The 24,852-nt window shown below is 66.2% G+C and carries 26 protein-coding genes; 13 read left to right on the top strand and 13 right to left on the bottom strand.

From position 1 onward, the window contains the following. Window positions 1–21 precede the first annotated feature (21 nt). Together cysE and LDO29_RS03130 are read right to left on the bottom strand one after the other, a co-directional pair. Window positions 22–765, bottom strand: a complete 744-nt coding sequence (gene cysE, locus LDO29_RS03135; protein WP_224078323.1) for a serine O-acetyltransferase — start codon at window positions 763–765, stop codon at window positions 22–24. Window positions 766–1,026: 261 nt separating this feature from the next. Then, the gene (locus LDO29_RS03130) at window positions 1,027–1,905 is read right to left on the bottom strand and encodes an RNA methyltransferase (RefSeq protein ID WP_224078322.1); all 879 of its coding nucleotides are present in this window, start codon (window positions 1,903–1,905) and stop codon (window positions 1,027–1,029) included. A gap of 177 nt (window positions 1,906–2,082) precedes the next feature. On the opposite strand from LDO29_RS03130, the gene LDO29_RS03125 reads away from it, so the two are divergent. The 6 genes from LDO29_RS03125 (at window position 2,083) to LDO29_RS03100 (ending at window position 8,849) form a co-directional block, all read left to right on the top strand. Further along, window positions 2,083–2,904, top strand: a complete 822-nt coding sequence (locus LDO29_RS03125; protein WP_224078321.1) for an inositol monophosphatase family protein — start codon at window positions 2,083–2,085, stop codon at window positions 2,902–2,904. 160 nt (window positions 2,905–3,064) lie between these two features. After that, a complete protein-coding gene (locus tag LDO29_RS03120; RefSeq protein ID WP_224078320.1) occupies window positions 3,065–3,280 on the top strand; it encodes a YdcH family protein in 216 nt (71 codons plus the stop codon). 2 nt (window positions 3,281–3,282) lie between these two features. Beyond that, window positions 3,283–4,377: a polyphosphate kinase 2 gene (ppk2, locus tag LDO29_RS03115; protein WP_224078319.1), complete on the top strand. Its 1,095-nt coding sequence runs from the start codon at window positions 3,283–3,285 to the stop codon at window positions 4,375–4,377. Between the two features lie 50 nt (window positions 4,378–4,427). Next, entirely contained in the window at window positions 4,428–4,862 is a 435-nt protein-coding gene (locus LDO29_RS03110) for a universal stress protein (RefSeq protein ID WP_224078318.1), read from the top strand. Window positions 4,863–5,121: 259 nt separating this feature from the next. Beyond that, window positions 5,122–7,815: a DNA mismatch repair protein MutS gene (gene mutS / locus LDO29_RS03105; RefSeq protein WP_224078451.1), complete on the top strand. Its 2,694-nt coding sequence runs from the start codon at window positions 5,122–5,124 to the stop codon at window positions 7,813–7,815. Continuing rightward, window positions 7,812–8,849 (top strand): hypothetical protein, encoded by a 1,038-nt coding sequence (locus LDO29_RS03100; protein ID WP_224078317.1) that lies wholly within the window; start codon window positions 7,812–7,814, stop codon window positions 8,847–8,849. The genes mutS and LDO29_RS03100 overlap by 4 nt, the downstream gene beginning before the upstream one ends. Window positions 8,850–8,942: 93 nt before the next feature. On the opposite strand, the gene LDO29_RS03095 is transcribed toward LDO29_RS03100, so the two are convergent. Then, window positions 8,943–9,467 (bottom strand): FKBP-type peptidyl-prolyl cis-trans isomerase, encoded by a 525-nt coding sequence (locus LDO29_RS03095; protein ID WP_224078316.1) that lies wholly within the window; start codon window positions 9,465–9,467, stop codon window positions 8,943–8,945. 11 nt (window positions 9,468–9,478) lie between these two features. Here LDO29_RS03095 and LDO29_RS03090 point away from each other — a divergent pair, with 11 nt between their 5' ends. Continuing rightward, window positions 9,479–10,687: a cupin domain-containing protein gene (locus LDO29_RS03090; protein ID WP_224078315.1), complete on the top strand. Its 1,209-nt coding sequence runs from the start codon at window positions 9,479–9,481 to the stop codon at window positions 10,685–10,687. A gap of 200 nt (window positions 10,688–10,887) precedes the next feature. Further along, window positions 10,888–11,124, top strand: a complete 237-nt coding sequence (locus tag LDO29_RS03085) for a hypothetical protein (protein WP_224078314.1) — start codon at window positions 10,888–10,890, stop codon at window positions 11,122–11,124. A 72-nt stretch (window positions 11,125–11,196) separates the two neighbouring features. On the opposite strand, the gene LDO29_RS03080 is transcribed toward LDO29_RS03085, so the two are convergent. The 7 genes from LDO29_RS03080 to LDO29_RS03050 form a co-directional block, all read right to left on the bottom strand. Further along, window positions 11,197–11,985, bottom strand: coding sequence for an MBL fold metallo-hydrolase (locus tag LDO29_RS03080; protein WP_224078313.1), 789 nt, complete (start codon window positions 11,983–11,985; stop codon window positions 11,197–11,199). Between the two features lie 73 nt (window positions 11,986–12,058). After that, on the bottom strand, window positions 12,059–13,288 hold the full coding sequence (bamC, locus tag LDO29_RS03075) for an outer membrane protein assembly factor BamC (protein ID WP_224078312.1): 1,230 nt from the start codon (window positions 13,286–13,288) through the stop codon (window positions 12,059–12,061). 45 nt (window positions 13,289–13,333) lie between these two features. Then, window positions 13,334–14,218: a 4-hydroxy-tetrahydrodipicolinate synthase gene (gene dapA / locus LDO29_RS03070; RefSeq protein ID WP_224078311.1), complete on the bottom strand. Its 885-nt coding sequence runs from the start codon at window positions 14,216–14,218 to the stop codon at window positions 13,334–13,336. 137 nt (window positions 14,219–14,355) lie between these two features. Further along, on the bottom strand, window positions 14,356–14,931 hold the full coding sequence (locus LDO29_RS03065; protein ID WP_224078310.1) for a class I SAM-dependent methyltransferase: 576 nt from the start codon (window positions 14,929–14,931) through the stop codon (window positions 14,356–14,358). Window positions 14,932–14,943: 12 nt separating this feature from the next. Then, window positions 14,944–15,609: a site-2 protease family protein gene (locus tag LDO29_RS03060; RefSeq protein ID WP_224078309.1), complete on the bottom strand. Its 666-nt coding sequence runs from the start codon at window positions 15,607–15,609 to the stop codon at window positions 14,944–14,946. 52 nt (window positions 15,610–15,661) lie between these two features. Continuing rightward, window positions 15,662–16,285, bottom strand: coding sequence for an L-threonylcarbamoyladenylate synthase (locus tag LDO29_RS03055; protein ID WP_224078308.1), 624 nt, complete (start codon window positions 16,283–16,285; stop codon window positions 15,662–15,664). An 89-nt stretch (window positions 16,286–16,374) separates the two neighbouring features. Beyond that, window positions 16,375–17,220, bottom strand: a complete 846-nt coding sequence (locus LDO29_RS03050) for a 3',5'-nucleoside bisphosphate phosphatase (protein WP_224078307.1) — start codon at window positions 17,218–17,220, stop codon at window positions 16,375–16,377. Window positions 17,221–17,380: 160 nt separating this feature from the next. Between LDO29_RS03050 and LDO29_RS03045 the strand changes: the two genes are divergently transcribed. Continuing rightward, a complete protein-coding gene (locus LDO29_RS03045) occupies window positions 17,381–18,469 on the top strand; it encodes an NAD(P)/FAD-dependent oxidoreductase (RefSeq protein WP_224078306.1) in 1,089 nt (362 codons plus the stop codon). Window positions 18,470–18,487: 18 nt separating this feature from the next. On the opposite strand, the gene LDO29_RS03040 is transcribed toward LDO29_RS03045, so the two are convergent. Beyond that, window positions 18,488–19,381, bottom strand: a complete 894-nt coding sequence (locus LDO29_RS03040) for an alpha/beta fold hydrolase (protein ID WP_224078305.1) — start codon at window positions 19,379–19,381, stop codon at window positions 18,488–18,490. A 120-nt stretch (window positions 19,382–19,501) separates the two neighbouring features. Between LDO29_RS03040 and LDO29_RS03035 the strand changes: the two genes are divergently transcribed. Continuing rightward, entirely contained in the window at window positions 19,502–21,232 is a 1,731-nt protein-coding gene (locus tag LDO29_RS03035) for an acyl-CoA synthetase (protein WP_224078304.1), read from the top strand. On the opposite strand, the gene LDO29_RS03030 is transcribed toward LDO29_RS03035, so the two are convergent. After that, window positions 21,229–22,077: a ferritin-like domain-containing protein gene (locus LDO29_RS03030; RefSeq protein WP_224078303.1), complete on the bottom strand. Its 849-nt coding sequence runs from the start codon at window positions 22,075–22,077 to the stop codon at window positions 21,229–21,231. The genes LDO29_RS03035 and LDO29_RS03030 overlap by 4 nt on opposite strands. A 156-nt stretch (window positions 22,078–22,233) precedes the next feature. Here LDO29_RS03030 and LDO29_RS03025 point away from each other — a divergent pair, with 156 nt between their 5' ends. From LDO29_RS03025 to LDO29_RS03015, 3 genes are all read left to right on the top strand, one after another. Beyond that, complete coding sequence (locus LDO29_RS03025) at window positions 22,234–22,758, top strand: gamma carbonic anhydrase family protein (RefSeq protein WP_224078302.1); 525 nt, start codon at window positions 22,234–22,236, stop codon at window positions 22,756–22,758. A gap of 42 nt (window positions 22,759–22,800) precedes the next feature. Beyond that, window positions 22,801–23,802 (top strand): Hsp33 family molecular chaperone HslO, encoded by a 1,002-nt coding sequence (gene hslO, locus LDO29_RS03020; protein WP_224078301.1) that lies wholly within the window; start codon window positions 22,801–22,803, stop codon window positions 23,800–23,802. A gap of 151 nt (window positions 23,803–23,953) precedes the next feature. Beyond that, window positions 23,954–24,337, top strand: a complete 384-nt coding sequence (locus tag LDO29_RS03015) for a YckD family protein (protein ID WP_224078300.1) — start codon at window positions 23,954–23,956, stop codon at window positions 24,335–24,337. 45 nt (window positions 24,338–24,382) lie between these two features. Here LDO29_RS03015 and ftsB read toward each other — a convergent pair whose 3' ends face one another. After that, window positions 24,383–24,730: a cell division protein FtsB gene (ftsB, locus tag LDO29_RS03010; protein WP_224078299.1), complete on the bottom strand. Its 348-nt coding sequence runs from the start codon at window positions 24,728–24,730 to the stop codon at window positions 24,383–24,385. Window positions 24,731–24,852 lie beyond the last annotated feature (122 nt).

The raw sequence follows: 24,852 nt of genomic DNA, 5'->3' as shown, positions 1-24,852 counted from the left end.
GCCTCGGCTGCCCCTATTTCCTTATTTCATCAGCTTGCGCAGTTCGCTCGCATCGAAGCGGTCGTTCGGCGTGTTCTCCAGATGCTCGCCCAACCGGTCAAGCGCGGCCAGCACAGTCTCGATGCGCTCGTTCTGCTTGGCCGCATTGTCGATCAGGCCCTTGAGCGCGAGCGAGACCGGGTCATCCGCATTGGGCGTGATGCCATAGGCGGAAAACTCCTGCTTCGCGCCCTGCTGCGACGCCGGCGCATCGGGCAGGATGATGCGGGCCGGCACGCCCACGGCTGTCGCACCGGGCGGCACGGGCTTGAGCACCACGGCATTGGAGCCCACGCGCGCACCATCGCCCACCACAAAGCCGCCCAACACCTTGGCGCCAGCGCTGACCACCACATTGGCACCGAGCGTCGGATGGCGCTTCTGCCCCTTGTACAGCGACGTGCCGCCCAGCGTCACGCCCTGGTAGATCGTGCAGTCGTCGCCGATCTCCGCGGTCTCGCCGATCACCACGCCCATGCCGTGGTCGATGAAAACGCGACGACCCAGCCTGACCGCCGGGTGGATTTCAATGCCGGTGAGAAAACGCGACCAGTGCGAGATCCAGCGTCCCAGCCAGTGGAAACCGGCATTCCAGCAGACATGGGCAAACCGATGGAACACGACGGCGTGCAGGCCGGGATAGCAGGTCAGGACTTCAAGGCGGCTACGCGCGGCGGGATCGCGCAGCATGATGGTGTCGATATCTTCCTTCAGGCGAGAGAACATCTTGGTCGTGTCGTGTTGCCGCGCCGTGCGCCGGCCATGACGGCATCTGCCGTGGGCACGGTCGCCGGCGCGGTCGTTGGCCGGTGGAAACGGGATCAGGGAGTGTAAGAGATTTGGGGCCCCGATGCCGTCAGGGTCATTGGCTTCGACGCGTGTTCAACATCGCCCGGACAAGTGCGCGCGGCCGGCCACCTGCCTGCGCGCGCAACAGCGCATCGCAGCGGGGGATTGCGGGACTTGGGCCGGATTGTGCGCCACCGTTCAGTGCTCCTCTTGCGTGGCCGGCGATTCCGGCCCTGGTCGTTCTGGCTTCGTGGTGCCACCACGCACCGCCAGCAGCATGTGCTTGGCCATGCCGCGCAGGATATTCACTTCCTCGCGCTCCAGGCCGGTACGGGCCAGCAGTCGCCGCAGGCGCGTCATCAGCTTGCGCGGATTGCCGGGGTCGAGGAAGCCGATCGCTTCCAGCCCTTGCTGCAGGTGGCCGAACATCGATTCGACCTGCTCTGCCGTGGCCGGCTCACCAGCATAGCCGATATTGCCACTGTCGTCCGGCGCGCCTTGTGCACGGTCCAGCAGCGCCAGGCGCATCTCGTACGCGACAAGCTGCACCGCCTGGGCCAGGTTGAGCGAGGCATAGGCCGGGTTGGCAGGGATATGCGTCACTGCCGCGCAGCGCTCGACTACCTCGTTTGGCAAGCCGTACCGCTCGTTGCCGAACACGAACGCGATCTCGTCCCCGGCCCGGGCGGCCAGCGACGCCGCACCGCGCGCGGCGGCATCGCGCGGCAGCACGCGCGGCGGGCCGAATTCACGCTGTCGCGCGGTCATGGCTATGATCTGCGTGGCGCCTGCCAGCGCAGCGTCGATGCTGTCGACGATCATGGCGCCGGCCAGCACGTCGTCGGCACCGCTGGCCATGGCCACCGCGTCCGGATGTTCGCGCACGGCCGGTTCGCGTGGCGAAACCAGCACCAGGCTGCCGAAGCCCATGGTCTTGATGGCGCGTGCCACCGATCCGACATTGCCCGGATGGCTGGTTTCCACCAGCACAAACCGCACGCGGTCGAACATGGTACCCACGGAAGTGGCTGCAGCGGCCGTTCCGCCGGCCTGGCTCGTCTCGATTGCCGGGTTCATATACAATTCAGCTTCTTCTTCGGCGCGGCGCCGATATTTTGCCTGCTCGCGAGACGCTTGCGGCACATATGGCGACGCCCCACGTTCTTCTACAATCCGTTGTGTTGTCAGCTGCCCGGGCCCGGCGCGCGAATCCATTCGCGCCATGGCGAGATCCCGGCCGGCCTGGAGAGATTCATGCATCCGATGCTCAATATCGCCGTCAAGGCGGCCCGCAAGGCGGGTTCCATCATCAACCGCGCGTCGCTTGACGTCGATCTGGTGCGCGTCTCGCGCAAACAACACAACGATTTCGTGACCGAGGTCGACAAGGCTGCCGAGGCGGCCATCATCGAGATCATCCGCACTGCCTACCCCGAACACGCCATTCTAGCGGAAGAGTCCGGCCAGTCCTGGGCAGAGGGCGAAGACAGTCACGAGTACACCTGGGTCATCGACCCGCTGGATGGCACCACCAACTTCATCCACGGCTTCCCGCAGTACGCAGTCTCCATCGCCCAGCTGCATCGCGGCGTGCCGTCCCAGGCGGTGGTCTATGACCCGACCCGTGACGAGCTGTTCACCGCCACCAAGGGCGCGGGTGCATTCCTGAACAACCGCCGCATCCGCGTCACGCGCCGCGACAAGCTGGCCGACTGCCTGATCGGTACCGGCTTCCCGTTCCGCGACCTGGAAGGCGTGGACGAGTACCTGGAGATCTTCGCGCTGATGACGCGCAGCTGCGCCGGCCTGCGCCGCCCGGGCGCCGCCGCGCTGGACCTGGCCTACGTGGCTTGCGGCCGGCTGGACGGCTTCTTCGAACGCGGCCTGAAGCCGTGGGACATGGCTGCCGGCATGCTGCTGATCACCGAATCGGGCGGCCTGGTCGGCAACTACGCTGGCGAAGCCCGCCAGATGGAACAAGGCGAAGTCCTGGCCGGCAATCCCAAGGCCTTTGCCCAGATGGTCCGCCTGCTGGCCCCATACTCGCTGGACAACGCCAAGCCTGTCGCGGCCTGAGCCCCGCACGCTTTCGCGCCAGACGCCCGCCACCCCAGCGGGCGTTTTTGTTTTCGCGCCGCCCGCGCGACGTCAGGGCCACGATGATCCTCGTCAAGGTCGCCACAGCCAGGCTTGCTCAGAATGGGAATGTCATAGCACTTTTCCGAGGAGGCCCCGAATGTTCCCTGAATACCGCGACCAGATCTCCCTGCTGAAGACGCAGGACGCGCACTTCGCACGGCTGTTTAACCGCCACAACCAGCTGGACCACGAAATCCACAATATGGAGACCGGCGTCGTTCCCGGCACCACGATGGAGATCGAGCGCCTCAAGAAGGAAAAGCTCCAGCTCAAGGACCAGCTCTACGCCATCCTGCGGAACACGCACGCCTGACCATGGCAGGAACCATCCATGACCCCGACGCGGCCGGCGCGGTGCGCGCAACGGCACGCGGTGACGTACTGCCCACCAATACGGCCCGCTCGGCCGAGCGCAACGAAGTGAACGATGCCATCGGCGCCGCGGTCCAGCTCGCGGCGAACAGCATGCAGGACGTTCTTGCCCGCCAGGACAAGGACAGTGTGCTGGACTCGATCCGCGCGTTGATGGACGGACTTTCGCCCGACGAGGCCGGCCAATTGCGCAGCCTCATCCTCGAAGGCGACCCGGGCGCCTGGCAGGCCGGCCGCAGCCGACACCCGGACGAGGAACTGTCCGCCGGCTGGCGCGACGGCGCGTATCCGTACCAGAACCTGATGTCGCGCCGCAACTACGAGAAGCAGAAATACCGCCTGCAGGTGGAACTGCTGAAGCTGCAGGCCTGGGTGCGCGAGACCGGCCAACGCGTGGTGATCCTGTTTGAAGGCCGCGATGCCGCCGGCAAGGGCGGCACCATCAAACGCTTCATGGAACACATGAACCCGCGCGGCGCCCGCGTGGTGGCACTCGAGAAGCCCACCGAATCGGAACGCGGCCAGTGGTACTTCCAGCGCTACGTGCAGCACCTGCCATCGGCAGGCGAGATCGTGCTGTTCGACCGCTCCTGGTACAACCGGGCCGGCGTCGAGCACGTGATGGGCTTCTGCTCGCAACTGGAGTACCAGGACTTCCTGCAACAGGCACCCGAATTCGAGCGCCACCTGGTCCGCAGCGGCATCCACCTGTTCAAGTTCTGGTTCTCCGTCAGCCGGCACGAACAGCGCCGGCGCTTCAAGGAGCGCGAAATCCATCCGCTCAAGCAATGGAAACTCAGCCCGGTCGACATTGCCTCGCTCGACAAGTGGGATGCGTACACGCGCGCCAAGGAGGCGATGTTCTCTCATACCGACACGGCCGACGCGCCATGGACGGTCATCCGCTCCGATTGCAAGAAACGGGCACGCCTGAACGCACTGCGCTTCATCCTGTCGCGCTTCCCTTACGCCAACCGCGACACTACGGCGATCGGGCAGCCCGACCCGCTGATCGTCGGACGCGCAATCGGCAACTGAACAAACCCCGAACAAACCCCTTCTCCCCGCCCCTCATTGAAAGGAATTCCATGTTCCAGCACATCCTGCTCCCCGTCGATGGCTCCGAGCTTTCGCACAAGGCAGTTTCAGCCGCCATCGAGTTCGCGCGCGCGACCGGCGCCCGGCTGACGCCCTATATGTGCGTGGAGGAGTATCCGTACGTCCTGTCGAGCGATTCCAGCCACGAAAAGAAGGAGGTGTTCCGGCAACGTGTAGAGGCCAGTGCCAGGCAGGAACTGTCGCGCATCGAGTCCGCCGCGGCACTGGCGGGCGTGCCCTGCACCGGACACGTCTCCGCGGCAGCCGCACCGTTTCGCGGCATCATCAATGCCGCGCAAGACCTCGGCTCCGACGTCATCTTCATGGCTTCGCACGGACGCAGCGGCATCAGCGGCCTGCTACTCGGCAGCGAGACGCAGAAGGTACTGACGCACAGCACGATTCCGGTACTGGTGTTCCGCTGATTCTGCTTCAGCACCCCCTCCGCAATACCTGTCCCCATGGCCGGGTCCAGTATGGCAACCGCCATGCCGGTCCGCGCCGCGATTTCCCGCCCCGCGCACTGCGGTCACAAGCCCGCCTGCGGTAAACTCCCTGCTTTGGCCGCCCTGACACAATCCGGGCCGCATCCGCACGCCGCGGCATCACAGGCCGGCGAAGAGACGGCAACGGCCAGCCACGTCGTGCGCGCCCCGTTGCCGCAAGGCCATGCCAGACAAGGGAATGCAGGAGAAAATCGAATTGAATCAGGAAGTTGCAAAGCCCCTTGCGGAAAAGCACACCCCAATGATGGCGCAATACCTGCGCATCAAAGCGGACCATCCGGACACTCTTCTCTTCTACCGGATGGGCGATTTCTATGAGCTGTTCCATGATGACGCCGAAAAGGCCGCTCGGCTGCTGGACATCACGCTGACCTCGCGCGGCAGCTCCAACGGGGTGCCGATCCGCATGGCCGGCATTCCGTTCCATTCCGTGGACCAGTACCTTGCCAAGCTGGTCAAGCTCGGCGAATCCGTGGCGATCTGCGAACAGATCGGCGATCCCGCGGCGAGCAAGGGTCCGGTCGAGCGCAAGGTGGTGCGCATCGTCACGCCGGGGACGCTGACCGATGCCGCACTGCTGCCGGACAAGTCCGATACCTTCCTGATGGCCGTGCACCAGCAGACCACGCGCCGCGGCGTCAGCAAGACAGGCCTGGCCTGGCTGAACCTGGCCAGCGGCGAGCTGCGCCTGATGGAATGCGAAGCCGCGCAGCTTGCGCGCGAACTCGAGCGCATCCGTCCTGCCGAACTGCTCTATGCGGACGGCATCGAACTCCCGGCCGTTGCGTGCGCACGCACGCGCCTGCCAGAGTGGCACTTCGACCAGGACGCCGCCACGCGCCGCCTGCTGGAGCAGCTTGGCGTGGCCAGCCTGGAGCCGTTCGGCTGCGCCGGCCTGGGCGCCGCGATTGGCGCGGCTGGCGCGTTGCTGAACTATGCGGCAACCACGCAGGGCCAGTCCCTGCGCCATGTGCGTGAAATCAAGGTCGAACGCGAATCGGAATTCGTCGGGCTGGATTCGGCCACGCGCCGCAACCTGGAACTCACGGAAACGCTGCGCGGCGGCGAGTCGCCGACGCTGTTCTCGCTGCTCGACACCTGCGCGACCGCCATGGGCAGCCGGGCGCTGCGCCACTGGCTGCACCATCCGCTGCGCGACCCCGCCCTGCCCCGCGCACGCCAGCAGGCCATCGGCGCGCTGATGGACCATGGCATCGACGACCTGCGCAGCGCACTGCGCAAGCTCGCAGACGTGGAACGCATTACCTCGCGCCTGGCGCTGCTGAGCGCGCGGCCGCGCGACCTGTCCTCGCTGCGCGATACGCTGCGCGCGCTGCCGCACGTGCGTGCCTGCCTGCAGGCCGAGCCCGACAGCGCGTTGCTGTCGCTGACGCTGGCCGAGCTGGGGGTGCCGCAGGCTTGCCTCGACCTTCTCATCTCCGCGGTCACCGAAGAACCCGCCACAGTCGTGCGCGACGGCGGCGTGATCGCGCGCGGCTATGATGCCGAGCTGGACGAACTGCGCGATATCTCAGAGAACTGCGGCCAGTTCCTGGTCGACCTGGAAACGCGCGAGCGCGCACGCACGGGCATCGCCAACCTGCGCGTCGAATACAACCGCGTGCACGGCTTCTACATTGAAGTCACCAACGGCCAGGCCGACAAGGTGCCGGACGACTACCGCCGGCGCCAGACGCTGAAGAATGCCGAGCGCTATATCACGCCCGAACTGAAGGCCTTCGAGGACAAGGCGCTATCGGCGCAGGACCGCGCGCTCGCGCGCGAGAAGCAGCTGTACGATGCCCTGCTGCAGGCGCTGCTGCCGCATATCGGCGAACTGCAGCGCGTGGCCGGCGCGCTGGCCCGGCTCGACGTGCTGGCCGCACTGGCCGAGCGCGCCCAGACGCTGGACTGGTCGTGCCCCGAGCGCGTGGCCGAGAACGTCATCGACATCGTGCAGGGCCGCCACCCAGTCGTGGAAGGCCAGCTCGCCGCGGAATCGGTGCCCTTCATCGCCAATGACTGCCAGCTCAACGAGGCACGCAAGCTCCTGCTGATCACCGGCCCGAACATGGGCGGCAAGTCGACCTTCATGCGCCAGACCGCGCTGATCGTGCTGCTGGCCTGCGTGGGTGCCTATGTGCCGGCCCGGCGCGCCGTGATCGGCCCGGTGGACCGGATCTTCACGCGCATCGGCGCTGCCGACGACCTGGCTGGGGGGCGCTCCACGTTCATGGTCGAAATGACCGAGGCAGCGGGTATCCTGCACCATGCCACGCCTGCCAGCCTGGTGCTGATGGACGAGATCGGCCGTGGCACGTCGACCTTCGACGGGCTGGCACTGGCCTGGGCCATCGCGCGTCACCTGCTGTCTCACAACCGCAGCCACACGCTGTTTGCCACGCACTACTTCGAGCTCACGCAACTGCCGCAGGAATTCCCGCAGGCGGCCAACGTGCACCTCTCGGCCGTGGAGCATGGCGACGGTATCGTCTTCCTGCATGCGGTGCAGGACGGGCCGGCCAGCCAGAGCTACGGCTTGCAGGTCGCGCAGCTCGCAGGCGTGCCGCAGCCCGTGATCCGCGCGGCGCGCAAGCATCTTGCTTGGCTCGAGCAGCAGTCGGCCGATGCCACGCCAACCCCGCAGCTGGACCTGTTCGCCCCGCCGCCGCACCCGGATACCAGCGACGAGGACGAGGATGCACACACCAACGCCGGAACCCCGGTGCACGCTGCGTCCCTGCCGCCGGAACAGGCAGCCGTGCTCGATGCACTCGCGGATCTGGACCCAGACAGCCTCACGCCACGGGCTGCGCTGGACGCGCTCTACCGGCTCAAGATGCTGGCGGACGAGGCTGTCGACGCCGTATGAGCGCTTCGGGCAGCCGGCCCTGCGGCTGGCCTTTCGTGCTTGCCGCCTTGCTGCCGTTGCTGGCAGCCATGTCGGTGTCCGCGGCCGAGCCGGCTCGCCGCGCGGGCAAGGCCGCACCTGAGACCATCCGCATCGCGTTGCTGTCGGACCTGCCGCAATGGCCGGCAGCCGAGGACCGCCTGGCCGCCCTGCTCGACCTGCTGGCGGAGCGCAAGCTCGATCTGGTCGTCCACGCAGGCGGCATCAAGGGCGATACCGAGTCGTGCGGCGATGCGGTATTGCAGGCCAGGCAGCACCTGCTCGACCAGTCGCCGCTGCCACTGGTGTATGTGCCAGGCGAAACCGACTGGGCGGAATGCCACCAGCCGGTCAATGGCAACTACGATGCCGTGGAGCGGCTCAACCGCCTGCGCGAGCTGTTCTTCCCGGAAGACGCCACGCTCGGCAAGCACCCGCGCGCCGTGGTGCGCCAGTCGGATCAGGCCATGTTCCGCAGCTTCCGCGAGAACGTGCGGCTCAGCATCGGCAACATCCTGCTGGTGGGCCTGAACATTCCCGGCGACAACAACCACTACCGCAGCGAAGGCGGCCGCAACGGCGAGTTCGAAGACCGGCGCGAAGCCAACCACCAGTGGCTGGCGCGCGCCTTCTCGCTTGCGCAGCAGCGTGGGATAACGGGAATCGTCATCGTTGCGCATGGCGATCCGCTGTTCGGCAATGGCTGGGAAAAACGCGGCAAGCCGACGCTGCTCGACGGCTTCATGCGCCGGCGCCCGCGCGACGGCTACCTGGAGTTCAAGCGGCAACTGCGCGAACTCGCCGGACGCTATCGCGGGCAAGTGCTGCTCGTGCATACCGGCAGCAATGGCTTTCATACCGACAAGCCGCTGCGCGACACGGCGGGCAAGCGGATTCAGAACTTCACGCGCGTGGCGTTGCCAGCCGGCACGGCAGCGCAATGGACCGAGCTGATCGTGACACCGCAGGCGTCCTCGCCGTTCACTGTGGTGCTGAAGGATGGGGTCAGAGGTTAGTGTCCTGTTCCACCGGTAACTTGCCGGCAAACCCCTCAAACGCAAAAGAGCCGGAATATCCGGCTCTTTTGCTGAAATCATTACCGCGAAGGGTCAGTGCAGCGTTCGCGGCGTATCGTCTTCATCTTCGTCCACCACCTCGACACCCGATGCGCCGTGCGCATGGCCGTGCTCGATCTCCTCGTCCGTGGCTTGACGCACTTCGGATACCTTCAGCCAGAAGCGCAGCGCCATGCCGGCGAGCGGATGGTTGCCGTCAAGCACCACCTTGTCTTCAGCGACATCGGTCACGGTGTAGATGACGGAGTCTTCTTCATCGCCATCTTCGGGCATGCCTTCGAACTGCATGCCGACTTCGAGAGGTTCGGGAAAACGGTCGCGCGGCTCGACCTTGACGAGTTCGGCGTCATAGTCGCCGAACGCGTCTTCGGGCTCCAGCTGCAACTGGGTCTCGAAGCCCGTGTCGTGGCCGTCAAGCGCTTCCTCGATCTTGGGGAACGTGCCATCATAGCCGCCGTGCAAGTAGACCATGGCCTCATCCGATTCCTCGATCAGATTGCCTTGCGCATCCGACAGCTTGTACATCACGGACACCACCGTGTTCTTAGCGATTTTCAATTCTTGACTCCATGAACGATTCCGCATTATACGCGCACGCCTTGCCACCTGGCCCCGTCGATCCGGATGCACCGCTCGGCCTTCTCGGTGGCATGACGCCCGCTGCATTCATGCGTGATATCTGGCAACGCAAACCGCTGTTGATTCGACAGGCATTTCCCGGAATCGTGCCACCTGTGCCGCGCGAGGCGCTTTTGGCACTGGCAGACCGGGACGAAGTCGAATCGCGCCTGGTGACGCACTTCCGCAACAGGTGGAAGCTCGAGCACGGGCCCTTTGCCGCCGAAAACCTGCCGTCCCTCAAGACCAGACAGTGGACCCTGCTGGTGCAGGGTGTCAACCTCCACGACTCGGCCGCGGCCGACCTGATGGGCCAGTTCCGCTTCGTGCCGGACGCCCGCCTGGACGACCTGATGATCAGCTACGCCACCGACGGCGGCGGTGTCGGGCCGCACTTCGATTCCTACGACGTGTTCCTGCTGCAGGTTTCGGGCCGGCGCCGCTGGCGCATCTCGTCGCAGACGAAGCTCGACCTGATACCGAACCTCCCGCTCAAGATCCTGGCTGGCTTCAGCGCTGACGCGGAATGGGTGCTGGAGCCCGGCGACATGCTCTACCTGCCGCCGCAATACGCGCACGATGGCATTGCCGAAGGCGAATGCATGACCTGCTCGATCGGGTTTCGCGCGCCCGCCTACCGTGAGCTCGCCGGCCACTTCCTCGCCTGGCTTTCCGAGACGGTGGAGGACAACGAAGACCTCGGCGGACGTTATGCGGACCCCGGCGAACGCGCCACCAGGAATCCCGCGCAACTGCCCTCCGGCATGGCAAAGGCCGTCGCGCAACGCCTCAAGGCCCTGCAGTGGAACAACGCAATGGTGTCGGAATTCCTCGGCACCCACCTGTCCGAACCCAAGCCAACGATCGAGTTTGCCGAGGTGCCCGACGTCCCGATGCGCCAGTACGCAAAGCTGGCTCGCATGCATGGTGTGGTATTGGCACCAGGTTCGATTGCCCTCTATGACAGCACGCATTTCTTCCTGAATGGCGAAGCCTATGAGCCTCCGCCCGAACTGGCACGCTGGTTGCGTAGATTGGCCGATTATCGGCAACTTTCCGCGGAGGAATTAGCGGCATGCGCCGGACTGCCAGACCTGCTCGATACCTTCCATCACTGGACGCTGGAGGGCTGGTTGCAGCTTTCACCGCCGGCACTGTAATAATGCGTAACATTGCAATTCCGTAAATTTCCACGCTACACAAGCCGGGAAAACGCGGATATAATCGTCGGCTGGCTAGTACTGTGTACCACTGCATTTGTCGGCACCGGGAGAGCCTCTATTTTGCAGTTCAAGAGCGATAATTACCGGTAATTATTCATCGCCTGTTTTTTTGGTTATTACAAGTTAAAGGACGAACAATGAAGAAGTCTCTCCTGATCGCATCGCTGCTGGCCGCTGTTGCTCTCGCCGCCTGCGGCAAGAAGGAAGAAGCTGCTGCCCCCGCCGCTGAAACCGCTGCTCCGGCTGCTGCCGCTCCCGCCGCTGAAGCTTCGGCTCCTGCTGCTGAAGCCCCGGCCGCTCCGGCTGCCGAAGCCTCGGCCCCGGCTGCTGAAGCTCCGGCTGCTGAAGCTTCGGCCCCGGCTGCCAAGCAATAATTGGTTCGTACCAACAAAAAAACCGACCTTCGGGTCGGTTTTTTTTGTTTCTGCACCGCTCAGTGCGACACCTCACCCGCGCACTGACTGCCAGTCCAGCCCCGCCTCCTGATCCGCCACCAGCACATCCGCCGGCAAGGTGCCGAGTGCTGACGCCAGCGCTGCCGTAGCCAGTTCACGCGTATTGTTCTGCTTGCTGAGGTGTGCCGCCACCACGCGGTTCAGCCCGCCATGGGCCACCTGCGCAAGGATGCTGGCCGCCACTTCATTGGCCAGGTGACCGAAATCCCCGCCGATGCGGCGCTTGAGTGAAGCCGGGTAGACGGAGTTGCGCAACATCTCGCGGTCGTGGTTGCATTCGAGCACCAGCGCATCGACGCCCGACAGGCGCGCCGTCACATACGGCGTTTCCATACCGATATCGGTCAACACGCCAAGGCGCACATCCCCATCGGACAGGACAAACTGCAAGGGCTCGCGCGCATCATGCGGTACGGTATAAGGCAACATCTGCAGGCCACCGATGCTGAAGGCATGATCGGCAGCACAAACTCGCACATCGGCCGCGTCTGCGCCGCGCATATGACGCGTCGCCAGCCAGGTGCCGTGGCTGGTATGCACGGCCAGGCCATGACGCGCCGCAAAGGCGTAAGCTGAGCCGACGTGGTCGCCATGCTCATGCGTCACCAGCACGGCATCGAGTTGGTCCGGCGTGACGCCCAGGCGCTCCAGGCGCCTGGCGGTCTCGCGAATGCCGAAGCCGCAGTCCAGCAGGATGCGGGTGGTGATGGTTCCTTCGCGGGATTCAACCAGCAGCGAGTTGCCCTCGCTGCCGCTGCCAAGAAAGGCGAAGCGCATCATGCTAGCGCCCGCCTCACGGCATGTCGTGCAAACCGGGCCGGGCGGCCCGTTCGATCCGTTTGCACGCCAGGCGTCAGTGGAGTTGCTCGTCGAGCAGCGAGAGAATGCGCTTGCCGACTTCGCCGTTCTCAGGCTGGCCGGCATCGTTGAGCACCGTCACGAGCGTGCCCGAACCGGTGCCCTTGAGCGCCACGCGGTACTTCTTGGCGGTCTTCGGATCATCCGGCTTGGTGAACAGCTTGGAGAAGAAGCCACGGTTGTCGACGTTGGTGCGCGGATCGACATAACGCACGTAGTACAGGCCCTGGGCGCGGTCGCGGTCCTCGACGGTGAAGTTCACGCGATCGAGCGACAGGCCGACCGAACGCCAGGCACGGTCGAACGGCTCGGGCAGTTGCAGCACCGGGGCACCGTTGACCTGCGACAGGTACGACTTGCTGGCGACCGAAGAGGCATCGCCCGCGGCGGCCGCACCGGTTGCTGCCGCGGCAGCACCGGCCGCCGCGCTGTTGCCCGCCGGCGTCGGGTTCTTGGCCATCTGGTCGGCCTGTTCCTTCTGCATGCCCAGGCGCTGCGCCAGGCGCGAGAGGAATTCGGCTTCCAGTTCCGGATCGGCCGGGCGCGGCGTCCAGACGGTGGTCGACTTGTCGACACCCGTCAGCTGTTCCTGCGCGCCGCGATGGCTGATGAAGACTTCCAGCGTGCCGTTCTGCGAGCGCTCGACGCGCGTGCGGAACTTGTCGCGCTCCGACGTCGAGTACAAGCCATCGAACACCTTGCCGATGGTGTTGCGGATGATGTCCTGCGGAATCTTGGCACGGTTTTCCGCCCAGTCCGTTTCCATGATGCCGGTCTCAGGCGAATCCTGAACCAGCAGGAAACCGCTTTCCTGCCAGAAGCCGCGCAGCGACTGCCACAACTGGTCGGCGCGCATGCCGTTGCTGATCACCAGCCAGCGCTGGTTGCCATCGCGCTCCATGCGGATGCCCTGCGCCGAAGGCAGGACGTTTTCCGTCGGCGAAGCCTCGCGGGTCTTGGTCGCCTGGCTGTAGTTCGACAGCGTGGACGTGCCGTTCTGGTCGGGCACGGAATAGCGGCGATCGCCTTCCAGCTTGGTCAGGTCGGGCGGGATATCCAGGGACGGCGTACGCTTGGAAGCCGACGACTTGTAATCGATCTTGTCCGGCTGCATCGCTTCGTTGATGCTGCTGCAGCCCGTGATCACGCCCGCGGCAAGCACGGGCACAACCAGTGCGGCGCGGCGGACTTGCGTCGCGCCGCGGCGGTTAAGCTTGAGTTTCATTGACACGCAATCCTAATTGATGGAGTGGCACGGGTGCGCCGGAAATCAGCGCAGCAGGCCTGCAGCAGCCAGTGCCTTGCGCACGGTCTCGTGGTTGGACTCGGACAGCGGTGTGAGCGGCAGGCGGATGCCGCCTTCCATCTTGCCCATCTGCTGCAGGGCCCACTTGACCGGAATCGGGTTGGCCTCGACGAACATGGCCTTGTTCAGCTCGATCAGTTCCATGTGCAGGCGGCGTGCCGTCATCACGTCGCCCTTGAGCGCGGCCGCGCACATCTCGTGCATCTTGCGCGGCGCGACATTGGCGGTCACCGAGATATTGCCCTTGCCGCCCAGCAGGATCAGCGCCACGGCGGTGGGGTCGTCGCCGCTGTAGATGGCGAAGCCTTCCGGCGCATCCTTGATCAGCTGTGCGGCGCGGTCGATGTTGCCGGTCGCTTCCTTCACCCCGACGATGCCAGGCACCTGCGCCAGGCGCAGGATGGTGTCGTTGGTCATGTCCGCCACGGTGCGGCCCGGCACGTTGTACAGCAGCACCGGCAGGTCCACCGCCTCGGCGATGGTGCGGAAATGGCGGTACATGCCTTCCTGCGTCGGCTTGTTGTAGTACGGCACGACCTGCAGCGAGGCATCGGCGCCGACCTTCTTGGCGTAGGCCGTCAGCTCGATGGCTTCCTTGGTCGAGTTGCCGCCGGTACCGGCGATGATGGGAATCCGCTTGCCTGCCTGCTCCACGGCCACGCGAATCAGCTCGCAGTGTTCGTCCACCGAGACGGTGGGCGATTCGCCGGTGGTGCCAACGATCACGATGGCATCGGTGCCCTCGGCCACGTGCCAGTCGACGAGGGCGCGCAGCGCCGGATAGTCCAGGCTGCCGTCCTCATGCATCGGGGTGACGATGGCAACAATGCTGCCGGTAATCTGTGTCATAACGTTAGGGAATTCGGGATGCGAATAACAAGATTGTACCGGAACCGCCGGCCGCCTCGACCGATGTTCCGACAAGGGGTTACACCAAGCGTATCAACGTGTGAAGCGGCATTCTCGCGGACAACGGAGACGCCACTTCAGGCGGGCAGCCGGTAGCGCGGCGGCGCGCCATTGCCTGCCGCCTGCGCCACCTCGCGCACGGCACACAGGCGCTGCACAAAGGCCGCTTTGGGCACTTCAAGCACGCCATCCTCATAGCCGATCACACGCAGCCCGTGCGCACGCGCCACTTCCAGCAGTTCGCCGGGCCGCAGCAGGAAATCGGGCCGCGACGGCTTGCCGACCGTCTCGTTTCCGCTGGCAAAGGTCTCATACAGCAACACACCGCCGGGCGCGAGGGCGCCGGCCAGGTCCGCCCACAGCGGGCGGTGCAGGTAATTCGTGACGACGACAGCGTCGAACGGTGCCTCGTCGGCGAGTGGCCATGTGCCCTGTTCGAGGTCTTCCACGCGTCCGGCAATGGGCGCCGGCAGCGCGGCAACGGCTTCGGCATCGCGGTCGACACCGACCACCACATGACCGCGCTGCGCGAACCAGCGCGCATGCCGGCCGCTGCCACATGCGAGGTCGAGGACCCGGCCAGCCGGGCGCACGAGGTGAGCCCAGCGCATGACCCATTCGGACGGAGCGCCGGTCGGCGCATGGGCGAGCATGGACGGCGCCCCTTACTGCAGCAGCATGATGATGGGCCGCAGCATCAGTTCCACGACCGAGCTGAGCAGATTGATCACCGGCCGCATCCAGACCGAGGTGATCACGCCGGCAGCCACCAGGGCCAGGACGACGAAAATGCCATACGGCTCGATGCGCGATACCGAATAGGCCACGCGCGGCGGCAGCAGCGCGGTCAGCACGCGGCCGCCGTCCAGCGGCGGAATCGGGAACAGGTTGAACGCCGCCACCACCAGGTTGACCAGCACGCCGGCGCGCGCCATTTCACTGAAGAACGGTTCGGACACGCGCCCCCAGGCCAGCCCGATCGCGATCAGCGCCCACAGGAAGGCCTGCACGACATTGCTGGCCGGCCCGGCCAGCGCCACCCACATGCCATGCCAGCGCGGGTTGCGCAGCCGCCCGAAATCCACCGGCACCGGCTTCGCATACCCGAACACGAACTGGCCGCTGGTGAGGAGATACAGCAGCAGCGGCACGGCAATGGTGCCGATCGGATCGATGTGCCGCGCCGGGTTCAGGCTGACGCGGCCCAGCGCGTAGGCCGTGGTGTCGCCGAAATGCTTGGCCACGTAGCCGTGCGACGCCTCGTGCAGCGTGATGGCGAACAGCACCGGCAGGGCATAGACGGCAAAGGTCTGAATGAGGGAAGAATCCATGAGGCTTATTGTACCGGGCAGGCTGGCGGCCGGCTCGCGTGCCGCCGGGAATTCACAGGCCGAAGCGTGCGATATCGCCCCTTCCGGCACGCACCAGTTCCGGCTCCCCGCTGGTCAGGTCGATCACGGTCGTGGGCTGGGCCGGCGCGGGCCCGCCGCAAATCACCAGGTCCAGCAGTTTCTCGAGCCGGGCCCGGATTTCCGACGGATCATTCATCGGCTCCTCGTCGCCGGGCAGCTGCAGCGTAGCGGTCAGCAGCGGTTCCCCCGCTTCGGCCAGCAGCGCCAGCGGGATGGCGTGGTCGGGCACGCGCACGCCGATGGTCTTGCGCGCCGGGTGCGACAGCCGGCGCGGCACTTCCTTGGTTGCTTCGAGGATGAAGACGTACGGCCCCGGCGTCGCGCCCTTGATCCAGCGGTACTGCCGGTTGTCTACGCGCGCGAAGCTGCCCAGCTCGGACAGGTCGCTGCACATCAGCGTGAGGTGGTGCTTGTCGTCGATGCCGCGCAGCCGGCGCAGGCGCTCCACCGCCGCCTTGTCGTCAAGCTGGCAGGCCAGCGCATAGCTGGAGTCGGTTGGCAGCGCGATCAGCCCGCCCTGGCGGATGATCTGCACGGCCTGCTTGATGAGCCGCGGCTGTGGGTTGACGGGGTGGATATCAAAGTACTGGGACATGGCCGGGCGGACTCAGGGGCGGGTTCGGGCAGGGTTCGAGGCCGGCAGCCAGGCACCGTCGCCCGCGCCAGCCCGGCAGCTGGGGCCGGCTACCAGTCGTGCCATACAGGCGTCACCGTCGGCGGCAACGGCGGCAGCGCGCCAAGCTCCACGCGGCCTTCACCGGGACCGTGGAAGTCCGAGCCACGGGACGCCAGCAGGCCGTAGCGGCGGGCCACGTCGGCATAGCGCCGGTACTGGTCCGGCGTATGGCTGCCTGTCACCACTTCGACCGCACGGCCGCCCAGCGCCGTGAACTCGTCGAACAGCGCGTCGTGCTGCGTATCGGTGTAGTTGTAGCGGCCCGGATGGGCCATCACGGCGATGCCGCCCGCCGCGCGGATCCAGCCGATGGCATCGGAAAGGTTCGCCCAGCGGTGGCCCACATAGCCGGGCCGCCCCTCGGACAGGTACTGGCTAAACACGTCGCTGATCGTGGCGCAGTAGCCCTGGTCCACCAGCCAGCGGGCAAAATGCGTGCGAGAGATAAGGTCGGGATTGCCGACGTGCTGCAGCGCGCCCCGATAAGCGCCCTCGATGCCGATCTTCGCCAGCGCGTCGCCGATGTCGCGCGCGCGCCGTGCGCGGCCCGAGCGCGTGTCGGCGAGCCCGTCGACCAGCGCGGGGCAGAACGGATCGATCTGCAGGCCGACGATATGGACGGTCTGGCCGGCCCAGGTCACCGAAATCTCGACGCCATGAACATAGCGCAGGCCCAGCGCCTCCGCAGCGGCACGCGCTTCCGCCTGCCCGCCGACCTCGTCATGGTCCGTGAGCGACCACAGTTGCACACCGCCTGCATGCGCGCGCTCGGCAACGGCGCGTGGCGACATCGTGCCGTCGGACACGGTGGAATGGCAGTGCAGATCGGCGTTAAGGGTGTGCGGGTCGGGCATGTGGCTATTCTACTCCCGTATGTGCTTTCGGGCTGGCCCCATCCACGTTCGCCGCCGCAACGGAAATGCCCTTGCCGGCAACGCTGGCGTCGGCGGAATCGCGCCGGCGGCGCGGTATAGTCGGGTTTCGGATTACCTACCTGCCTGCCGCACCCAGCCAATGCCCACCGACAACACCACTCCCCTGCCCGTCGCCGCCGACACCACCACCACCGACGTGCTGATCGTGGGTGCGGGCCCGGTTGGCCTGTTCGCCGCATTCCAGGCCGGCGTGCTCGGCCTGAAATGCGAGCTGATCGATGTACTGGATCGCGCCGGTGGCCAGTGCACCGAGCTGTACCCCGAGAAGCCGATCTACGACATCCCGGCCGTTCCGGGCTGCCTGGCCCAGGAGCTGGTGGACCGCCTGCTGGACCAGTGCGCGCCATTCGCCTTCCCGATGCACTTCAACCAGCGCGCCGAAAGCGTGACCGAAGTGCTGCCCGTACAGGGCGACGGCCATCCGCGCCTGCTGGTGACCACCGACACCGGCAAGCGCTTTAACGTGGCCGCCGTGCTGGTCTGCGCCGGTGCCGGCGCCTTCGCGCCGCAGCGCGTATCGCTGCCCGAGGCCCCGGCGCTGGAAGGCCGTCACGTGCATTACGCCGTGCGCGATGTATCGCGATTCGCCGGCAAGCGCGTGGTGGTGGCCGGCGGCGGCGACTCCGCGCTGGATTGGGCGCTGGCCCTGCGCAAGGTCGCCGCGCGCGTGACGCTGCTGCACCGGCGCGACGGTTTCCGCGCCGCCGACGGCACGGTGGCCGAAATGCATGCAGCCGTGGCGGCCGGCGAGATGGATTTCGTCGTCGGCATGCTCAGCGCGCTCAAGACCGCCGGGGACGGCACCGATGCCGCGCTCACCGAGATCGAGGTCCGCAGCCGCGACGGCGTCCAGCCCCTGCCCGTGGACGAACTGGTGGCGCTCTACGGACTCGTCTCGGAGCCCGGCCCGATCGCACACTGGGACATGGACATGCGCGCCGGCCGCATCCTCGTTGACACCACTACTTACGAAAGCTCGCGGCGCGGCATCTTTGCGGCCGGCGACATCGCTTACTACGCCAACAAGCAGAAGCTGATCCTGTCCGGCTTCCACGAAGCAGCGCTGGCCTTGCGCAAGGCCTATCACTACGCGTTTCCGGAGAAGTCGCTGGTGCATGTGCACACCAGCAACAACGCGGCCCTCAAGGAAAAGCTCACGCACGCCTGAGGCGCGGCAGTACCGGGCTCAGGCGCAGAACGATTCGATCAGCGCCGCCACTGCGGCCGGCTGGTCGTGATGCAGCATGTGGCCCGCGTCATCGATGATCGCTTCACGGAAATCGCGAAATGCGCGGAAGCGCTCGCGGAATTCGTCAAGCGTCTGCTTGTGGGCGATATGGCGCAGCGTTTCCGAATCGCGCGCTTCCACATGCAGCACCGGGGCGCTCACCTGTGCCCAGATCGCCATAACCTCATCGAGCCGGTACAGCACCGGATTCACCAGCTTGTGCGCGGGATCGCCAAGGATTTCCCAGCGCCCGGCCTCGTTGCGGCGCGACCAGTGCTCGGCGAGGAACGCCGCACGGTCGTCCGGCAGGCGCGGATTGGTTTTCTGCAGCCGCGCCGCCACGCCGGCCGCATCGTCGTAGGTACGCAATTCCGGGCTCTCGCGCAACTCGTCGAGCCAACGTGCATAGCGCTTCGGCGCTTGCCCGGCGCGCGTCTGCGTCATGCCAAACCCTTCGAGATCCACTACCCGGCGCACGCGCTCGGGCCGGATGCCCGCATACAGGCAGGCCACGTTGGCGCCCATGCTATGTCCCACCAGGTCAACCTGCCCTTCGGGCTGGTAGTGGTCGAGCAGCGCCTCCAGGTCGGCAATGTAGTCGGCAAACCAGTATGACTGCGTGCCCGGATAGCGTGTCGGCCAGTCGGTTTCGCCAAAGCCTCGCCAGTCGGGCGCGATCACGTGCCACTCGCGCTCGAGACAATCCACCAGGAACTGGAACGAAGCCGCCACGTCCATCCAGCCATGCAGCATGAACAGCTTGGGCGCCCCAGGAGTTCCCCACTGGCGCACGTGGTAGCGCAGGCCGCGCAACGTGATAAATTCAGAGCGCGAGGTTTCCTTGATAGTCATTTGTCTCCCCTGGTTGCAGACTTTCCCTGCCTTGCGCGGCCCCGGGGGCCGGCGTGGAAGCCCGCATAAAATAGAACGATCGTTCGCAGAATTATAGCGACACTCAAAGGAGACAGCAGCATGGCTGCAGTGGCCCTGCCGGCGACCCGGCGCGACGACTACCAGGCGCTCTATGACACCTTCCGCTGGCAGGTACCCGAGCACTTCAACCTGGCCGAGGCCTGCTGCGGCCGCTGGGCGCGCGATCCGGCCACTGCCGACCGCTTCGCGATCTATACCGAACACGAGGACGGGCGTCGCGACGCGTTCAGCTTTGCGCATCTCCAGGCGGAAGCGAATCGCCTGTCGGCGGCATTGCGCGGGGTCGGCGTGCAGCGCGGCGACCGCGTCGCCATCGTCATGCCGCAGCGTATCGAAACGGCCATTGCCTACATGGCGATCTCCCAGCTCGGTGCCATCGCCACGCCATTGTCGATGCTGTTCGGTCCCGAGGCGCTGGCTTACCGCATCGGCCACAGCGAATCCGTCGTGGCGATCGCCGACGAGACCTCGATCGACAACGTGCTTGCCGCACGCCCGGAATGCCCGACGCTGGCCACCGTGATCGCCGCCGGCGACGCGCGCGGCCGCGGCGATCATGACTGGGACATCCTGCTTGCCGCGCAGCTGCCGACGTTCACGGCCGAGCAGACCAAGGCCAACGAAGCCGCCGTGCTGATCTACACCAGCGGCACCACCGGCCCGCCCAAGGGCGCGCTGATCCCGCACCGTGCCTTGATCGGCAACCTGCCCGGCTTCGTCTGCTCGCAGAACTGGTATCCGCAGGACGACGATGTGTTCTGGAGTCCGGCGGACTGGGCCTGGACCGGTGGCCTGTGGGATGCGCTGATGCCGGCGCTCTATTTCGGCAAGCCGATTGTCGGCTACCAGGGCCGGTTCTCGGCCGAGCGCGCGTTCGAACTGCTGGAGCGCTACGCCGTCACCAACACGTTCCTGTTTCCAACGGCGCTGAAGCAGATGATGAAGGCGTGCCCCGAACCGCGGCAGCGCTACACGCTGAAGCTGCGTGCGCTGATGAGCGCCGGCGAGGCGGTCGGCGAAACGGTCTTTACCTGGTGCCGCGACGCCATGGGCGTGGTCGTCAACGAGATGTTCGGCCAGACCGAGATCAATTACATCGTGGGCAATTGCACGGCGCAGCATGACGAATCGCGCCTGGGCTGGCCGGCGCGGGCGGGGTCGATGGGACGGCCCTACCCGGGCCATCGCGTACAGGTCATCGATGACGAAGGCCGGCCGTGCGCACCCGGCGAGGACGGCGAGGTCGCGGTCTGCACCACCGACATCCACGGTCACGCCGACCCGGTCTTCTTCCTCGGCTACTGGAAGAACGAAGCGGCTACTGCCTCGAGATATGTGGAGCGCGACGGCCTGCGCTGGTGCCGCACGGGCGACCTGGCGCGCGTCGACGCCGACGGCTACCTCTGGTACCAGGGCCGTGCCGACGATGTCTTCAAGTCATCGGGCTACCGCATCGGCCCGAGCGAAATCGAGAACTGCCTGCTCAAGCATCCGGCTGTGTCCAACTGCGCGGTGGTGCCTTCGCCGGACGCCGAGCGCGGCGCCGTGGTCAAGGCCTTCATCGTGCTGACGCCTTCCGTGGCGCGCTCGTTCGACAGCGACGCGGCGCTGGTGGCTGCGCTGCAGGAGCATGTGCGCGGCCAGCTTGCGCCCTACGAGTATCCGAAGAAGATCGAGTTCATCGACCAGTTGCCGATGACCACCACCGGGAAGGTCCAGCGGCGCGTGCTCAGACTGCTGGAGCAGGAGCGCGCGGCCGACAAGCGCTAGCCGGCAGAGGCCTCCAGCCACGCCAGCTCATCCTCATCGAAGCCTGCGGCACGGCGCGCATCGAGGTTGAACGGGCCTCGCAGTTTCGGCGCGCGGTGCTGCTGCGCCAGCGCGGCGTAGGTCGATACCGGGTCGATGCCGCGCTGCGCGCACAGCCAGCGGTACCAATGGTTGCCGATGGCCACGTGCCCCACTTCATCGCGCAGGATGATATCGATGATGGCAGCCGCGGCGTGGTCGCCCGCCCCGGCCAGCTTCGCGCGCACCGGCGGCGAGGCATCGAGCCCGCGCGCCTCCAGCGTGCGCGGCACCAGCGCCATGCGCGCCAGCACATCACCTGCGGTTCGGTCGCACATTTCCCACAGGCTGTTGTGGGCGGGAAAGTCGCCGTAGCGGAAGCCCAGCGTGCCGAGATGGTCCGCCAGCAGCGTGAAATGCAGCGCCTCTTCGTCGGCCACGCGCAGCCAGTCGCGGTAATAGTCCGCCGGCATGCCCGGAAAGCGCCAGACGGCGTCAAGCGCCAGGTTGATGGCGTTGAATTCGATATGGCACAGCGCGTGGATCATGGCGGCGCGGCCAGCGTCGGTATGCAGGGAACGGCGACGGTCGACCTGTTGTGGCGGCACCAGTTCTGGCTGCGGCGGGCGGCCCGGAATGGGCAGCACGGCATTAATGTGGTCTTCCGTGCCCAGACGGCCGGCGTCGGCGTCCGCGACACGCCGGAAAAGTGCACGCGCGGCATTGGCCTTGTCCCGCGCATCGGTCAGGCAAAGCACATCAAGCGCCTGCCGGCGAAGCGTTTGTGAAGGATCAGGCAAACGGGCGGCGGGTGAAATCTCTGGCATGGGCGTAAAATCCGGTCTGCCGCCATTGTAGAGCCACGCCGGGCGCGCCCGGCCCCGCATGCGGCGTGCCGGCGCCAAGGCCGGCCGCGGCAACTCCCCGGACTCTTTAAAGGCCGGCGGCAATCCCCAGATAACTACCTTCGTGCAGGAGATTCCATGGCGCTGTACCAGCTCGGCGAACTCGTTCCCAATATCGACCAGGACGCCTACGTGGCTCCCGAAGCCACCATCATCGGCAACGTGACCATGAAGTCGCGCGCCAGTGCATGGCCGGGCGTGGTGATCCGGGGCGACAACGAACCGATCATGGTCGGCGTGGACACCAACATCCAGGAAGGCTCCGTGCTGCACGTCGACCCGGGCTGCCCGCTGACGCTGGGCGACAAGGTTTCCATCGGCCACCAGGCCATGCTGCACGGCTGCACGGTCGGCGAGGGCTCGCTGATCGGCATCCAGGCCGTGGTGCTGAACCGTGCCGTGATCGGCAAGGAGTGCCTGGTCGGCGCCGGGGCCGTGGTAACCGAAGGCAAGGTATTTCCGGACCGCTCGCTGATCCTCGGCGCGCCGGCCAAGGTGGTGCGCGAACTGACCGACCAGGACGTGGCCAACCTCTATCGCAATGCCGAGACCTACGCCACGCGCCAGGCCATGTACAAGCAACAGCTCAAGCGGATCGACTGACACGCGCCGCCGCGGCTACAACCGATTGACAGACAGATTATTGTGACCGATACGACCACTACCGACACCCTGCAGAAATTCCTGTTCGACGCGGCCCCCGTGCGCGGCGAACTGGTCCGCATGGAAGCCACCTGGCGCGAAGTGCTGAACCGCCACGCCTATCCCGCGCCGGTGCGGCGCGTGCTGGGCGAAATGATGGCTGCCGCCGCGCTGCTGTCGGCCAACCTCAAGTTCAACGGCGCGCTCGTCATGCAGCTGCATGGCGACGGCCCGGTGCGCATGCTGGTGGTGGAGTGCCTGTCCGACCTGTCGATGCGCGCCACGGCCAAGCTGGCCGAAGGCGTGCAGATCAACGACGACGCAACGCTGGCCGACCTCGTCAATGTCCACGGCCACGGCCGCTTTGCCATCACGCTCGACCCGAAGGACAAGCTGCCGGGCCAGCAGCCCTACCAGGGCATCGTGCCGCTGGCGGACGCCCACGGGCCGCTGGCCAGCATGAGCGCCGTGCTGGAGCACTATATGCAGGCCTCCGAGCAGCTCGACACGCGCCTGTGGCTGGCCGCCGACGACCATGCCGCGGCCGGCATGCTGCTGCAGAAGCTGCCGTCCTACGGCGGCACGCAGGAAGTCGGCGAAACCGGCGCCGCCCTGTCGGGGCACGGCCGCGCGCAGGACCTGGACACCTGGGACCGCGCCTGCCAGCTCGGCAACACCCTGAAATCGGACGAATTGCTGGCCGAGACGCCGGACACGCTGCTGCGCCGACTGTTCTGGGAAGACCTGGAACAGACCGGCCTGCGTGTCTTCGAGCCGCTCACCCCGCACTTCCAGTGCTCGTGCTCGCGCGCCAAGGTGGCGGGCATGCTGCAGTCGCTGGGGCAGGAAGAAATCGACAGCATCGTGGCCGAGCGCGGCAATGTGGAGATCCATTGCGATTTCTGCGGCCAGCGCTACGAATTCGATGCCGTGGACTGCGCCCAGCTGTTCACGCATGCCCACGTCGCCACTGGTGCTGGCGAAGGCGCGCATCACCAACACTGACCCCAAATCGGCCTACCGGGCCGGTAATTTGGCGGACATGTCGGGGGCGAACCACCCTGCAGGGCGCAAGTCCAACAGCTAAGCTGTTATCGACGGCGCCAGCTCCAAAACAGTTGGCGCCCGATGTTCCGACTCGCCATTCGTCGCCGCCATGCTCGTCGCCCGCCTTACCCGCTCCCTGCCTGTTCTGCCAGCCTTGCTGGTTGCCACGCTGCTGGCCGGCGGCTGCGCCGCACCGGTCCCGCGCGATCTCAACGGGACCCCTGCCACGGCCCGCCTGGCCCCGGATGCCGCGGCTACCGCCCCACTGACCGTCGAGCAGAAGCAGCAACTCGATGCCCTGAACCAGCAGATCCTGCGCGACCAGGAAGCAGCTATCCGCCAGCAGCAGGCCTACGAAGCAGCCTACCGCGCGTACGCCTATCCGACCACAAGCTGGAATCTGTTCTATGGAGGCTGGGGCGGCGGCCACTGGGGTGGCGGCGTGAGCTTCAGCTCGCCCGGCTACTGGGGCGGCTACCCGTACTGGTGGTAACGATGGAAAGGCCGCCCGCTGCGGGGCTGGTCGGCCAACTGGCGCTCAGTGGCGGCCGGTGGCCGCAGTGGAATTCGGCGGTGGCGGTGGCGGCAGCGGCGGCGTGGCGCTGACCTTCGGCGCCGGCGCAACGAACTGCACGAACACCTCGCCGTCCTTCACCATGCCAAGCTCGTAGCGGGCGCGCTCCTCGATGGCGCCCGTACCGTCCTGCAGGTCCTTCACTTCCCCTTCCAGCTTGGCATTGCGCAGCTTCAGCGTCTGGTTGCGCGTGGCCTGCTCCTGCACCTGCCGGTTGAGTTCCCAGACTCGCAGCCAGCCGCCCTTGCCGAGCCAGAGCGGATACTGGATGGCAAGCAGCAGTACGAACAACAGCAAAGAAATCAGGCGCATGAGGCGTGGCGGACGGAAATTTCCGCACAATGATCTGCGAACTCGGGCCGGAAGGCAATGCCAGGCAGAATTCGATACAAAAAATGGTGGTGGCCGGAATAAATTCCGTGCCACCACCATTT

It is taken from the genome of Cupriavidus laharis (assembly GCF_914271435.1).
Lineage (GTDB): Bacteria > Pseudomonadota > Gammaproteobacteria > Burkholderiales > Burkholderiaceae > Cupriavidus > Cupriavidus laharis.
The sequence above is the reverse complement of the archived record's forward strand: the minus strand, read 5'-3'. Positions and strand labels throughout refer to the sequence as shown.

Coding starts and splice junctions, on each gene's coding strand:
- LDO29_RS03060 (WP_224078309.1), bottom strand. CDS start 15,609: ATGGATTCTTCCCTCATTCAGACCTTTGCCGTCTATGCCCTGCCGGTG.
- bamC (WP_224078312.1), bottom strand. CDS start 13,288: ATGAAACTCAAGCTTAACCGCCGCGGCGCGACGCAAGTCCGCCGCGCC.
- LDO29_RS03110 (WP_224078318.1), top strand. CDS start 4,428: ATGTTCCAGCACATCCTGCTCCCCGTCGATGGCTCCGAGCTTTCGCAC.
- cysE (WP_224078323.1), bottom strand. CDS start 765: ATGTTCTCTCGCCTGAAGGAAGATATCGACACCATCATGCTGCGCGAT.
- dapA (WP_224078311.1), bottom strand. CDS start 14,218: ATGACACAGATTACCGGCAGCATTGTTGCCATCGTCACCCCGATGCAT.
- LDO29_RS03080 (WP_224078313.1), bottom strand. CDS start 11,985: ATGATGCGCTTCGCCTTTCTTGGCAGCGGCAGCGAGGGCAACTCGCTG.
- LDO29_RS03025 (WP_224078302.1), top strand. CDS start 22,234: ATGGCGCTGTACCAGCTCGGCGAACTCGTTCCCAATATCGACCAGGAC.
- LDO29_RS03040 (WP_224078305.1), bottom strand. CDS start 19,381: ATGACTATCAAGGAAACCTCGCGCTCTGAATTTATCACGTTGCGCGGC.
- LDO29_RS03030 (WP_224078303.1), bottom strand. CDS start 22,077: ATGCCAGAGATTTCACCCGCCGCCCGTTTGCCTGATCCTTCACAAACG.
- mutS (WP_224078451.1), top strand. CDS start 5,122: ATGCAGGAGAAAATCGAATTGAATCAGGAAGTTGCAAAGCCCCTTGCG.
- LDO29_RS03065 (WP_224078310.1), bottom strand. CDS start 14,931: ATGCTCGCCCATGCGCCGACCGGCGCTCCGTCCGAATGGGTCATGCGC.
- LDO29_RS03035 (WP_224078304.1), top strand. CDS start 19,502: ATGGCTGCAGTGGCCCTGCCGGCGACCCGGCGCGACGACTACCAGGCG.
- LDO29_RS03125 (WP_224078321.1), top strand. CDS start 2,083: ATGCATCCGATGCTCAATATCGCCGTCAAGGCGGCCCGCAAGGCGGGT.
- LDO29_RS03120 (WP_224078320.1), top strand. CDS start 3,065: ATGTTCCCTGAATACCGCGACCAGATCTCCCTGCTGAAGACGCAGGAC.
- LDO29_RS03085 (WP_224078314.1), top strand. CDS start 10,888: ATGAAGAAGTCTCTCCTGATCGCATCGCTGCTGGCCGCTGTTGCTCTC.
- ppk2 (WP_224078319.1), top strand. CDS start 3,283: ATGGCAGGAACCATCCATGACCCCGACGCGGCCGGCGCGGTGCGCGCA.
- LDO29_RS03130 (WP_224078322.1), bottom strand. CDS start 1,905: ATGAACCCGGCAATCGAGACGAGCCAGGCCGGCGGAACGGCCGCTGCA.
- LDO29_RS03100 (WP_224078317.1), top strand. CDS start 7,812: ATGAGCGCTTCGGGCAGCCGGCCCTGCGGCTGGCCTTTCGTGCTTGCC.
- LDO29_RS03090 (WP_224078315.1), top strand. CDS start 9,479: ATGAACGATTCCGCATTATACGCGCACGCCTTGCCACCTGGCCCCGTC.
- LDO29_RS03045 (WP_224078306.1), top strand. CDS start 17,381: ATGCCCACCGACAACACCACTCCCCTGCCCGTCGCCGCCGACACCACC.
- LDO29_RS03055 (WP_224078308.1), bottom strand. CDS start 16,285: ATGTCCCAGTACTTTGATATCCACCCCGTCAACCCACAGCCGCGGCTC.
- LDO29_RS03050 (WP_224078307.1), bottom strand. CDS start 17,220: ATGCCCGACCCGCACACCCTTAACGCCGATCTGCACTGCCATTCCACC.
- ftsB (WP_224078299.1), bottom strand. CDS start 24,730: ATGCGCCTGATTTCTTTGCTGTTGTTCGTACTGCTGCTTGCCATCCAG.
- LDO29_RS03015 (WP_224078300.1), top strand. CDS start 23,954: ATGCTCGTCGCCCGCCTTACCCGCTCCCTGCCTGTTCTGCCAGCCTTG.